9 protein-coding genes are annotated in these 11827 nt (G+C 62.8%); all 9 read left to right on the top strand.

Annotation, left to right across the window (positions count from 1 at the left end; all coding sequences use genetic code 11):
- Nucleotides 1–87: 87 nt before the first annotated feature.
- The 9 genes from glnE to ACZ3GY_RS21685 all read left to right on the top strand — a co-directional run bounded on the left by glnE (nucleotide 88) and on the right by ACZ3GY_RS21685 (nucleotide 11823).
- Entirely contained in the window at nucleotides 88–3030 is a 2943-nt protein-coding gene (gene glnE / locus ACZ3GY_RS21725; RefSeq protein ID WP_465911945.1) for a bifunctional [glutamate--ammonia ligase]-adenylyl-L-tyrosine phosphorylase/[glutamate--ammonia-ligase] adenylyltransferase, read from the top strand.
- Between the two features lie 49 nt (nucleotides 3031–3079).
- Nucleotides 3080–4111 (top strand): lipopolysaccharide heptosyltransferase II, encoded by a 1032-nt coding sequence (waaF, locus tag ACZ3GY_RS21720; RefSeq protein WP_465911944.1) that lies wholly within the window; start codon nucleotides 3080–3082, stop codon nucleotides 4109–4111.
- A gap of 6 nt (nucleotides 4112–4117) precedes the next feature.
- Entirely contained in the window at nucleotides 4118–5119 is a 1002-nt protein-coding gene (gene waaC / locus ACZ3GY_RS21715) for a lipopolysaccharide heptosyltransferase I (protein WP_225836134.1), read from the top strand.
- A gap of 20 nt (nucleotides 5120–5139) precedes the next feature.
- The gene (locus ACZ3GY_RS21710) at nucleotides 5140–6261 is read left to right on the top strand and encodes a glycosyltransferase family 4 protein (RefSeq protein ID WP_465912010.1); all 1122 of its coding nucleotides are present in this window, start codon (nucleotides 5140–5142) and stop codon (nucleotides 6259–6261) included.
- 16 nt (nucleotides 6262–6277) lie between these two features.
- Nucleotides 6278–7111 carry a lipopolysaccharide core heptose(I) kinase RfaP gene (gene rfaP / locus ACZ3GY_RS21705; RefSeq protein ID WP_465911943.1) on the top strand — a complete coding sequence of 278 codons (834 nt, stop codon included), beginning with the start codon at nucleotides 6278–6280 and terminating at the stop codon, nucleotides 7109–7111.
- A complete protein-coding gene (locus ACZ3GY_RS21700; RefSeq protein ID WP_465911942.1) occupies nucleotides 7104–7841 on the top strand; it encodes a lipopolysaccharide kinase InaA family protein in 738 nt (245 codons plus the stop codon). The genes rfaP and ACZ3GY_RS21700 overlap by 8 nt, the downstream gene beginning before the upstream one ends.
- The gene (locus ACZ3GY_RS21695) at nucleotides 7838–8587 is read left to right on the top strand and encodes a lipopolysaccharide kinase InaA family protein (RefSeq protein WP_465911941.1); all 750 of its coding nucleotides are present in this window, start codon (nucleotides 7838–7840) and stop codon (nucleotides 8585–8587) included. Before ACZ3GY_RS21700 ends, ACZ3GY_RS21695 begins: the two co-directional genes overlap by 4 nt.
- Nucleotides 8584–10014, top strand: a complete 1431-nt coding sequence (locus tag ACZ3GY_RS21690) for a lipopolysaccharide kinase InaA family protein (RefSeq protein ID WP_465911940.1) — start codon at nucleotides 8584–8586, stop codon at nucleotides 10012–10014. Before ACZ3GY_RS21695 ends, ACZ3GY_RS21690 begins: the two co-directional genes overlap by 4 nt.
- Nucleotides 10015–10092: 78 nt before the next feature.
- Nucleotides 10093–11823, top strand: coding sequence for a carbamoyltransferase family protein (locus tag ACZ3GY_RS21685; RefSeq protein WP_465911939.1), 1731 nt, complete (start codon nucleotides 10093–10095; stop codon nucleotides 11821–11823).
- The last annotated feature ends 4 nt before the right edge of the window (nucleotides 11824–11827 follow it).

The raw sequence follows: 11827 nt of genomic DNA, 5'->3' as shown, positions 1-11827 counted from the left end.
ATCAGGCGTGAGCCAGACGCGGCGAGCCTTCGCAAGGGCTTCGTCGGTTTCCCAACAGGTTCCGTAGCCCGCCGAAAAGGATAGACCATGAGCTTGCCCGCGCTGGTTTCTTTGCCCGCCATCCTCCAGCCGCTGGCCCAGCGCGCCGAACAGTCCCTGACTCAGGCCTTCAGCCAATTGTCTTCCCAGGCTGCCGCCGATTTCGCCGGCTGGCCGCCGCTGCGCAAGGAGCATTTGCAGCGTGTCGCGGCGGCCAGTGACTTCGTCACACAGCAGGGGCTGCGTGACCCGCAGATGCTCCTCGAGCTGGCCGATAGCGGTGAGCTGGAGCGCCGGCTGGCGGCTGGCGAGTTGCGGGGGCAGCTTGCCGAGCAACTGAGCGAGTGCACTGACGAAAACGCCCTGGCGCGCAGTCTGCGGCGCTTTCGCAATCGTCAGCAGGTGCGCATCATCTGGCGGGATGTCAGCCGTCAGGCGGATCTGGTGGAAACCTGTCGCGATCTTTCCGATCTGGCCGATGCCTGCATCGATCTGGCCTATCAATGGCTCTACCCCAGGCACTGCGAGCAGTTCGGCACGCCGGTCGGGCGCCGCACTGGCGAGCCGCAGCACATGGTTATCCTCGGCATGGGCAAGCTCGGTGCCTTCGAGTTGAACCTGTCGTCGGATATCGACCTGATCTTCGGCTATCCGGAAGGCGGTGAAACCCAGGGGGTCAAACGGCCGCTGGATAACCAGGAGTTCTTCATTCGGCTGGGCCAGAAACTGATCAAGGCACTCGACGCCATTACCGTCGACGGCTTCGTGTTCCGCACTGACATGCGCCTGCGCCCCTATGGTTCTTCCGGCGCGCTGGTCTTCAGCTTCAATGCGCTGGAGCAGTATTACCAGGATCAGGGTCGCGACTGGGAGCGCTACGCGATGATCAAGGCGCGGGTGGTCGGCGGTGATCAGGAGGCAGGCGCGCAGTTGCTGGAGATGCTGCGCCCGTTCGTCTATCGGCGTTACCTGGACTTCTCCGCCATCGACGCGCTGCGCACCATGAAGCAGCTGATTCAGCAGGAGGTACGCCGCAAGGGCATGGCCGAGAACATCAAGCTCGGCTCCGGCGGTATCCGCGAGGTGGAATTCATCGCCCAGGCCTTTCAGCTGATTCACGGCGGTCGTGATCTGAGCCTGCAGCAGCGCTCGCTGCTCAAGGTGCTCGATACCCTCAAGGGGCAAGGCTATCTGCCGTCGCAGGCGGTCGACGAACTGCTCGCCGGTTATGCCTTCCTGCGTTACACCGAACACGCCCTGCAGGCCATCGATGACCGGCAGACGCAGATGCTGCCGGACAACGATGAGGATCGTGCGCGGGTGGCGTTCATGCTCGGTTTCGATGGCTGGGAAGCCTTCCATGAAAAACTGATGTACTGGCGTGGGCGTGTCGATTGGCACTTCCGTCAGGTCATCGCCGACCCGGACGAAGATCAAGACACCGGCGAGGAGCCCATGGTCGGTGCTGCCTGGCTGCCGCTGTGGAACGACGATCAGGATGAGGAGGCCGCCTGCCGGCAACTGGCCGAAGCTGGCTTCACCGATGCCCAATCTGCCTGGCAGCGCCTGGTAGGCCTGCGCAACGGCAATCAGGTGCGGGCCATGCAGCGCATCGGCCGCGAGCGTCTGGATGCCTTCATCCCGCGGTTACTGGCCGCCACGGTGGAGCAGGAAAAGCCGGATCTGGTGCTCGAACGCGTGCTACCGCTGATCGAGGCGGTCGCCCGGCGCTCCGCTTATCTGGTGCTGCTCACGGAAAACCCTGGTGCGTTGCAGCGCCTGCTGACCTTGTGTGCGGCGAGCCCCTGGATCGCCGAGCAGATCAGCCGTTTTCCGCTGCTGCTCGACGAACTTCTCAATGAAGGGCGTCTGTTCAGCCCGCCCCAGGCCCCGGAACTGGCGGCCGAGCTGCAGGAGCGGCTGACGCGCATTCCCGAGGAGGATCTGGAGCAGCAGATGGAAGCGCTGCGCCATTTCAAGCTGGCCCACGGTCTGCGCGTGGCCGCATCGGAAATTACCGGGACGTTGCCGTTGATGAAGGTCAGTGATTACCTGACCTGGCTGGCCGAGGCCATTCTCGATCAGGTGCTGGCCCTGGCCTGGCGGCAGATGGTCACTCGGCATGGCACGCCGCAGCGGCCCGACGGCAGCCTGTGTGCGCCGGACTTCATCATCGTCGGCTACGGCAAGGTCGGTGGTATCGAGCTGGGGCACGGCTCCGACCTGGATCTGGTGTTCATCCACGATGGCGACTCTCAAGCCGAGACCGATGGCGCCAAGCCCATCGACGGTGCGCAGTTCTTCGCCCGGCTGGGGCAGCGCATCATTCATCTGCTGACCGCGCAGACCAACTCCGGCCAGCTCTACGAGGTCGACATGCGGCTGCGTCCCTCTGGCGCAGCGGGCTTGCTGGTTAGCTCGCTGGGGGCTTTCCGGCGTTATCAGGAAGGCGAAGCCTGGACGTGGGAGCATCAGGCGCTGGTGCGTGCCCGGGTGCTGGTCGGTTGCCCGCGGGTAGGTGCGGCTTTTGCCGAGGTGCGTACGGCAGTGCTGGCCCGTGAGCGTGATCAGGCCAGGCTGCAGGCCGAGGTCAGTGAGATGCGTGCGAAGATGCGTGACAATCTCGGCACTCGCGCTACCGCTGCCGGCACGGCGGACAATGCCTTCGACGTAGCGGCGGTGTTCGACCTTAAGCAGGACGCCGGAGGTATCGTCGATATTGAATTTATGGTCCAATACGCGGCTCTGGCGTGGTCGAAGCAGCACCCGGTACTGCTCGAATTCACCGATAACATTCGCATTCTGGAAGGCCTGGATCGGCTCGGTCTGCTCCGCGATGGCGAGGCGACCCTGCTGCAGGATGCTTACAAAACCTATCGCTCTGCAGCCCATCGACAGGCGTTGCAGAAGCAGCCCGGGGTAGTGGGTGGCGACCAGTTCCACGAGCACCGACGCAACGTGATGCGTATCTGGCGTGAACTGGGCCTCTGATGACCGTCACTCGCCACCGTGCCCCCTCAATCATTGCACCGTTGAGCTTATGAATATTCTGATCATCGGCCCTTCGTGGGTAGGCGACATGGTGATGGCGCAGACATTGTTTCAATGTCTGAAAGTGCGCTATCCCGATTGCGCCATCGACGTGCTGGCGCCGGAGTGGAGTCGGCCGATTCTCGAGCGCATGCCTGAAGTGCGTGAGGCGCTGAGTTTTCCCCTCGGTCACGGCGTGCTAGAACTGGCCACGCGGCGGCGCATCGGCAAATCCCTGGCTGGCCGCTATGACCAGGCGATTCTGCTGCCCAACTCGCTGAAATCGGCGCTGGTGCCATTCTTCGCGGGTATCCCCGTGCGCACTGGCTGGAAGGGCGAGATGCGCTACGGCCTGCTCAACGACGTGCGCACCCTGGACAAAGCCCGTTACCCGCTGATGATCGAGCGTTTCATGGCGCTGGCCTACGCGCCTGGTGCCGAGCTGCCGCAGCCCTATCCACGGCCTTCGCTGAGCATCGATCCGGCGACCCGTGACGCAGCGCTGGCGAGCTTCGGCCTGACTCTGGATCGGCCGGTTCTGGCCCTGTGTCCGGGCGCCGAGTTCGGTGAGGCCAAGCGCTGGCCGAGCGAGCATTACGCTCGTGTCGCCGAGCACAAGATCCGTGAGGGCTGGCAGGTCTGGCTGTTCGGCTCGAAGAAAGATCACCCGGTCGGCGAAGATATCCGTTCACGGCTGATCCCGGGGCTGCGTGAGGAAGTGGTCAACCTGTCCGGTGAAACCAGTCTGGCCCAGGCCATCGACCTGCTGTCCTGCGCGGCCTCGGTGGTCTCCAACGATTCCGGGCTGATGCACGTGGCGGCAGCGCTCAATCGCCCGTTGGTGGCGGTCTATGGCTCGACTTCGCCTGCATTCACTCCACCTTTGGCCGAACAGGTCGAAATTATTCGTCTCGGTATCGAGTGCAGCCCGTGCTTTGACCGTACCTGCCGTTTTGGCCATTACAACTGCCTGGTACAGCTCGAACCGCGCGTCGCCAACGATGCGCTGGATCGGCTCGTCGCCCGTCCGGTCGAGGTATAGCGGCGGATGCGAGTGCTGTTGATCAAGACTTCGTCGCTGGGCGATGTGATCCATACCCTGCCGGCGCTGACCGACGCGGCCCGAGCCATTCCCGGTATCCGTTTCGACTGGGTAGTGGAGGAGGGCTTCGCCGAGATTCCGGCCTGGCACCCGGCGGTTGCCCAGGTGATTCCGGTGGCCATCCGCCGCTGGCGCAAGCACCCGCTGCAGACCCTGCGTAGCGGTGAGTGGTCGCGCTTCAAGCAACGCTTGCGCGACACCCGTTATGACCTGGTTATCGATGCCCAGGGGCTGCTCAAGAGCGCCTGGCTGACTCGATACGTCAAGGCGCCAGTGGCCGGGCTGGATCGCAATTCCGCCCGCGAGCCGATTGCCACGCGCTTCTATGATCGCCGCTACAGCGTACCCCGTGCCCAGCATGCCCTGGAGCGCACCCGCCAGCTGTTCGGTCAGGCGCTGGGTTACAGCGTGCCCGCCGGTCTGGGTGATTACGGTTTGGATCGCGCCCAGCTTGCAGATCCGTCACCGCGCCCTTATCTGGTATTCCTGCACGGCACCACTTGGGCGAGCAAGCACTGGCCGGAAGCCTACTGGCGCGAGCTGGCCGAGCAGGTCAGCGAGCAGGGCTGGTCGGTTCGGCTGCCCTGGGGCAACGCGGTAGAAAAGGCGCGAGCCGAGCGTATTGCTGCCGGCATCGAGGGTGCTGCGGTGCTGCCGAAGCTCAACCTGGCCGGCGTCGCCAAGGTGATCGCCGGTGCCCAGGCCTGCGTTGCCGTGGATACCGGTCTCGGCCATCTGGCTGCCGCGCTGGATGTGCCTTGCGTATCGCTGTACGGGCCGACGTTGCCCGGCCGCGTTGGCGCCTACGGCCGTTCGCAGATTCACTTGTGTGCCAGCGGCCCGGATGCTGGCAAGGGTGATCGCGACAAGCCGTGTTTCGATGATTTGCTGCCGCAGCGGGTGTTCACCGAGTTGCACGCGCTGCTGCTGGACATGGGGATAGACTGATGCCACAGAGCGAAGGGCCGATGCGCCTGGCTTTCATCCTCTACAAATACTTTCCTTTCGGCGGCCTGCAGCGCGACTTCATGCGTATCGCACTTGAGTGTCAGAGCCGCGGTCACAGCATCCGCGTGTACACGCCGATCTGGGAAGGCGAAATACCTGAGGGTTTCGAGGTGGTCGTGGTGCCGGTCAAGGCGCTGTTCAATCATCACCGCAACGAAAAGCTCACCGCCTGGGTTCAGGCGGATCTGCGTCAGCGTCCGGTTGATCGCGTGGTGGGTTTCAACAAGATGCCTGGGCTGGATGTGTACTACGCCGCCGACGGCTGTTTCGAAGACAAGGCGCAGACCTTGCGCAACCCGCTGTATCGCCGCTGGGGCCGTTACAAGCATTTCGCCGAATACGAACGTGCGGTGTTCGCGCCCGAATCGAAAACCGAGATCCTGATGATATCGGAGGTGCAGCAGCCGCTGTTCGTCAAGCATTACGCGACGCCGGCCGAGCGCTTCCATCTGCTGCCGCCGGGGATTTCCCAGGATCGTCGAGCACCGGCCAACGCTGCCGAGATACGCGCCGAGTTCCGTCGCGAGTTCAAACTGGCCGATGACGATCTGCTGCTGGTGCAGATCGGCTCAGGCTTCAAGACCAAGGGGCTGGATCGCAGCCTCAAGGCGCTGGCCGCGCTGCCGCCCGAGTTGAAGAAACGTACCCGGCTGATCGTCATCGGCCAGGACGATCCCAAGCCCTTCCTGATGCAGATCACCACGCTGGGGATCGGCGACCGGGTGCAAATTCTCAAGGGGCGCAGCGATATTCCGCGCTTCCTGCTGGGCGCCGATCTGTTGATTCATCCGGCGTACAACGAAAATACCGGCACCGTGCTGCTTGAGGCGCTGGTGGCAGGATTGCCGGTGCTGGTGACCGATGTCTGTGGCTACGCTCACTACATCAGGGATGCCGATGTTGGTCGCGTGGTGCCTAGCCCATTTGAGCAGGCCACGCTGAACCGCACCCTCGCCCAGATGCTGGCAGACGCCGAAGGCCGTGCAGCCTGGCAACGCAACGGCCTGGCATTCGCCGGCAGCGCTGATTTGTACAGCATGCCGCAGCGTGCCGCTGATGTGATTCTGGCGCCGCGCCCGTGATGAGGAGTGTCCAGCCATGAAGCTGTTTCTCGAACAGCCATTCGCCACGCTGTGGCAGGGCAAGGATGCCTTCCAGGAAGTCGAGCGCCTGCAAGGCCAGGTCTACCGGGAGCTCGAGGCGCGCCGCACGCTGCGCACCGAAGTCGACGGCAAAGGCTACTTCGTGAAGATTCACCGCGGGGTGGGTTGGGGCGAAATCCTCAAGAACCTGTCCACCGCACGTTTGCCGGTGCTCGGTGCTGGTCAGGAATGGAAAGCGATCCAGCGCCTGACCGAGGCCGGTGTGCCGACCATGACCGCCGTGGCTTACGGCGAGCGCGGCAGTAACCCGGCGCAACAGCATTCCTTCATCGTCACCGAAGAACTGGCGCCGACCGTCGATCTGGAGCAACTGACGGTCAATTGGCGTGACCAGCCGCCACAGCCAGCATTCAAGCGTGCGCTGATTCGCCGTGTGGCTGAAATGACCGGGCGCATGCATGCTGCCGGCGTGAACCACCGCGACTGCTACATCTGTCATTTCATGCTGCACACCGACAAGCCGTTCGACGCCGCTGATTTCCGCCTGTCGGTGATCGACCTGCACCGCGCCCAGATACGTCCTGCCGTACCGCGGCGCTGGCGCGACAAGGATCTGGCCGGGCTGTACTTTTCGGCGCTGAATATCGGCCTTACACAGCGCGACTTTTTGCGCTTCCTCAAGGCTTATTTCGCTGCTACCGGCAGCGCGCGTTCGTTGCGCCAGATCCTGAAGGACGAGGCCGCGTTGCTGGCCTGGCTGCAAGGCAAGGCCGAACGCTTGCTGTCGCGCTATACGCGCAAGTACGAAACAGGGGCAAGCCATGAGTGAGTGGCGCGTTACCGCTCTGGCAACGCCAGAGGCTGCAAGAGCGTTCGCCACTTTGGAGGCGGTCTTCGCGCTGCAGGGCGAGGCGATTACCCAGGATCCGCTGTCGGATGTGATCCGTGTGGAGTTCGATGGGCTGCGTTATTACGTCAAGCGTTACCACGGCGCGGGCAAAGGCGCTCGCCGCTTCGTCGGCAGGCCGCGGGTCAAGGCCGAGTGGCAGAACCTCAAGCATTTCGCCGCCTGGGGCGTTCCCACTGCGCCGATTGCCGCCTACGGCCTTGAGCGCAAGGGCACCACCTTTGATCGGGGCGCGTTGATCACTCAGGAGTTGGCCGACACCATGGATATGTGGCGCCTTGCTGACAGCAACGATGCGCGCCTACGTGATCGTGCCTGGGTCGAGGATGTCAGCTGCCAGTTGGCCAAGGCCACGCGCACTCTGCATGACCACCACTTCGCGCACAATGATCTGAAGTGGCGCAACCTGTTGGTCGACGAGCACCGCCGCCTGTATTTCATCGACTGCCCGACTGGAGCATTCTGGTGGGGGCCGTTTCTGCGCAGGCGTATCGTCAAGGATCTGGCCTGCTTGGATAAGGTCGCCAAATATCACCTGTCACGTACTCAGCGGCTGCGTTTTTACCTGCAGTACCGGCGTCGCGAGCGATTGAACGACAGTGATAAGCATCGTATCGGCCAAATCGTCCGCTATTTCGAGGGAAGAGAATGAAGGACTTCATCGACAGCGAGGATCGCTCGCTGCTCGAACGCCACAATCTGGCCAGTTTCGAGGCGCTGTGGGCGCTCGAGCTGCATGCAGTGGACGAGCCTAACAAGGCCCCACGTGGCGGCTGGAGTTCGGTGTACCGGCTCGACCTGGATGGTCATGGCTACTACCTGAAACGTCAGAGCAACTACCTGACCCGCAGCCTGGAGCGCCCATTGGGCGAGCCGACGTTAGCGCGTGAATTCCGCAGCATCCGCCGCTACAGCCGCCTGGGCATCCCGGCCATGAGTGCGTCGTTGTATGCCGAGCGGCGTGTCGCAGGCGAGCGCCGGGCCATTCTGCTGACCCGGGCGTTGGATGGCTGGCAGGATCTCGACAGCTGGCTACCCGGCTGGACGGCACTCGCTGCCGAACAGCGCCTGGCAATCGTTAGCGCCTGCGGTGCACTGGCCCGCCAGGTACATGACAAAGGGCAATTGCATGGCTGCTTCTACCCCAAGCATATCTTCCTGCAACCCAGTGTTGACGGCTTCGCTGCTCAACTGATCGACCTGGAAAAGACGCGCCCGCTGTTTTTCGGCGAGCGTGACCGGATCAAGGATCTTGAACCGCTGTTGCGCCGCGCCAATCCCTGGAGTGAAGAAGATACGGTCGCGTTCCTGGCCGCCTACCTGGGCAGTGAACAGAGCGTGCATCATTGGCTGCAGCGCCTGACGGCGCGCTTCAAGGACAAGGCTCAGCGCGCATGAAACTGGCCTCTCTGACCGATGTGGGGCGTAGCCCCGAACTGCCGCTGCTGATCGAGGCACCGGCAGAGCAATCTCTCGAGCTGCACAGCCTGCTGCGTGTGCTGCCAGGCCAACGCTATGTGGGCAGAGCGCAGTGGCAAGGGCGTGCGGTGCTGGCCAAGTTGCTGGTCGGCAGCAAGGCCGAGCGGCATTACGCCCGTGAGCTGCAGGGCGCCCAGTTGCTGGCGGAGCAGGGGCTGTGTACACCGCCCCTGATTGAGCATGGCTCAATCTCCGGGGAGGGTGGCTGGCTGCTGTTCGAGTTCCTCGAGAACGCTCGCAGCTTGGCCGACGACTGGCAGGCGGTGGCCGATCAGCCCTGGTTGAGTGACGCTCAGCAGCAGGTGCTGGGCGAAGCCCTGGCGGTGATCGCTGAGCTGCACCGCAAGGGACTCTGGCAGGATGATCTGCATCTGGACAATCTGCTGCGCCAGGATGGCCGCCTTTATCTGATCGATGGCGGTGGCATCCGCGCTGAAACTCCCGGGCAACCGCTGTCGCGCGATAAGGTGTTGGCCAATCTCGGGCTGTTCTTCGCGCAGCTTCCCGGTGCCGTCGACAGTTTTGTCGAAGAGCTGCTGGTGCATTACCTGCTGATCAATGGCGAGCATGCGCTGCCGCTGGAGGCACTGCTCAAGGCCGTGACCAAGGCGCGAGCGACGCGCATGCAGGCGTACATGGCCAAGATCGAGCGTGAGTGCACGGCCTTTCGGGCCTCCAGCAGCGCCTCGCGCCTGCAGGTGGTGCGGCGGGAAGACGATGCACTGCTGGCGCCATTGCTGGCCGATCCGGACGCGGCAATTGCCGCTGGGCAGCCGCTCAAACTGGGCGGCTCGTCTACTGTGGCCCGGGTCGAGCAAGCTGGCCGACAGTTGGTTATCAAACGCTACAACATCAAGAGCTTCGGGCACTGGCTGAGGCGTTTCTGGCGGCCCAGTCGTGCCTGGCACAGCTGGTGCGAAGGCAATCGCCTGGATTTTCTAGGCATCGCCACGCCCAAGCCGCTGGCCGTGCTCGAGCGTCGTACTCTGTGGCTGCGCCGTCAGGCTTATCTGATTACCGAACACACGCCGGGTGTGGATATAATTGCTCGTTTCGCGCCCTACCAGGCAGACGAGTTGCCGCCCGAGGCGGATCTGCAGGCGCTTGAGACCTTGTTCGCGGCATTGCTGCGTGAGCGCATCAGCCATGGTGACTTCAAGGGCAACAACATCCTGTGGCAGGCTGGCCGCTGGGCGCTGATTGATCTGGATGCCATGCAGCATCACGGCAGCACCAGCAGTTTCAAGGCCGCCTATGCCCGGGATCGTGCGCGCCTGTTGCGCAACTGGTCGGCAGAAAGCGCCTTGTATCAGGAGCTGGATCTGCGTTTACCGATTATCACCTGAGCCCGCCCCAGGCGGGCTTGGCGAAACCAAACAATCGCGCCTGTCGACGTTCGGCAAGCGCACTAAGAGGCTTTATCCGTGGCATTGACGATTCTTGGCCTTTCCGGCGCCCTCAGCCATGATCCATCCGCTGCGCTGTACATCGACGGCAAGTTGATCGCGGCTGCCGAAGAAGAGCGCTTTGTGCGCGACAAGCACGCGAAGAACCGCATGCCCTACGAGTCGGCCAAGTTCTGCCTGGAGCAGGCTGGCATTAAGCCCTCGGACGTCGACGTAGTGGCGATTCCCTTCGCCCCGATCAGCCTGTTCGGTAAAGAGCGCTGGCACTACGCCAAGCGCTACTGGTACGCACCGGATCGCGCGTTCGACGCGATCCTCATGGGCAACCGTCGCTACAAGCGCTACCGCAAGAAAATCGTCTGGTGCCTGGAACAACTCGGTTTCGACGCCAAAAAGATCAAGATCGAGCCGGTCGAGCATCACCTGGCGCACGCCGCCAGCGCCTATCACTGCTCGGGCTTTACCGAGAAGACCGCCATCCTCGGTATCGATGGCAAGGGCGAGTACGCCACCACCTTCTTCGGTTATGGCGAGAACGGCCGCATCCACAAGATCAAGGAATTCTACGACCCGGATTCCCTTGGTGGCCTGTATGGCGCGATTACCGAATTCCTCGGCTTCGAGATGCTCGACGGTGAATTCAAGGTCATGGGCATGGCGCCCTATGGCGATGCCAGCAAATACGATTTCTCCCGCCTGGCCAAGTTCGAGAACGGCGAACTGGTGATCAACACCGACTACGCCAACGTCATCGGCCTGCGTCGCTACAAGGAAAAGGGCAAGGGCTTCTACTTCTCGCCCAAGCTGATCGAGTGGCTGGGGCCCAAGCGTGAAGGCGATATCGCCGACGATCCCTACATCCACTATGCCGCCAGCATGCAAGCGCTGTTCGAGAAGCTGGCGCTGGAAATGATGGATTACTACCTGGGCGACATCATTCGCGACACCGGCAAGATCGCTTTTGCTGGCGGCTGTGCGCTGAACGTCAAGCTCAACCAGAAGATCATTGCTCGTCCCGAGGTCAAAGAGCTGTTCGTTCAGCCGGCTTCCGGCGACGCCGGTACTTCCGTTGGCGCCGCTGCCTATGTTTCCCACAAGCGCGGCGTGCCGGTCGAGAAGATGGAGCATGTTTACCTCGGCCCCGCCTACTCCAATGAAGACGTCATCGCGGCCTGCGCACGCCACCCGAATGCGCCGAAATGGCAGCAGATCGACGACATGCCGCAGCGCATCGCGCAGATCATGGTCGACGGCAATCCCGTGGCCTGGTTCCAGGGCCGCATGGAGTTCGGCCCGCGCGCCCTTGGCGGCCGCTCCATCATTGGTTGCCCGAGCATCCCTGGCGTGGCCAACCGCATCAACGAACAGATCAAGTTCCGTGAGCGTTGGAGACCCTTCTGCCCGTCGATGCTCGACACCGTCGCCGAGCAGATGCTCAAGGTCGATCACCCGAGCCCGTTCATGACCTTCACCTTCGAGGTCAACGATGAATGGAAAGAGCGCGTCAGCGAAGTCGTCCACGAAGACGGCACGTCCCGCGCTCAGGTGCTCAAGCGCGAATACAACCCGCGCTGGTACGACCTGATGCTGGAGCTGGAAAAACTCACCGGCAACGGCGTGTCCCTGAACACCTCACTGAACCGCCGTGGCGAGCCAATGATCTGCTCGCCCACCGACGCCCTGAACATGTTCTTCGGCTCGGATCTGCAATACCTGATCATGGAAGATATTCTGGTGGTGAAGGAATAAGGCC

The sequence above is a fragment of the Pseudomonas sp. PME37.24/006 genome, from assembly GCF_055556635.1.
This window is presented reverse-complemented; position numbering and strand designations above follow the sequence as displayed.

Coding starts and splice junctions, on each gene's coding strand:
- waaC (WP_225836134.1), top strand. CDS start 4,118: ATGCGAGTGCTGTTGATCAAGACTTCGTCGCTGGGCGATGTGATCCAT.
- glnE (WP_465911945.1), top strand. CDS start 88: ATGAGCTTGCCCGCGCTGGTTTCTTTGCCCGCCATCCTCCAGCCGCTG.
- ACZ3GY_RS21690 (WP_465911940.1), top strand. CDS start 8,584: ATGAAACTGGCCTCTCTGACCGATGTGGGGCGTAGCCCCGAACTGCCG.
- waaF (WP_465911944.1), top strand. CDS start 3,080: ATGAATATTCTGATCATCGGCCCTTCGTGGGTAGGCGACATGGTGATG.
- ACZ3GY_RS21700 (WP_465911942.1), top strand. CDS start 7,104: ATGAGTGAGTGGCGCGTTACCGCTCTGGCAACGCCAGAGGCTGCAAGA.
- rfaP (WP_465911943.1), top strand. CDS start 6,278: ATGAAGCTGTTTCTCGAACAGCCATTCGCCACGCTGTGGCAGGGCAAG.
- ACZ3GY_RS21710 (WP_465912010.1), top strand. CDS start 5,140: ATGCGCCTGGCTTTCATCCTCTACAAATACTTTCCTTTCGGCGGCCTG.
- ACZ3GY_RS21695 (WP_465911941.1), top strand. CDS start 7,838: ATGAAGGACTTCATCGACAGCGAGGATCGCTCGCTGCTCGAACGCCAC.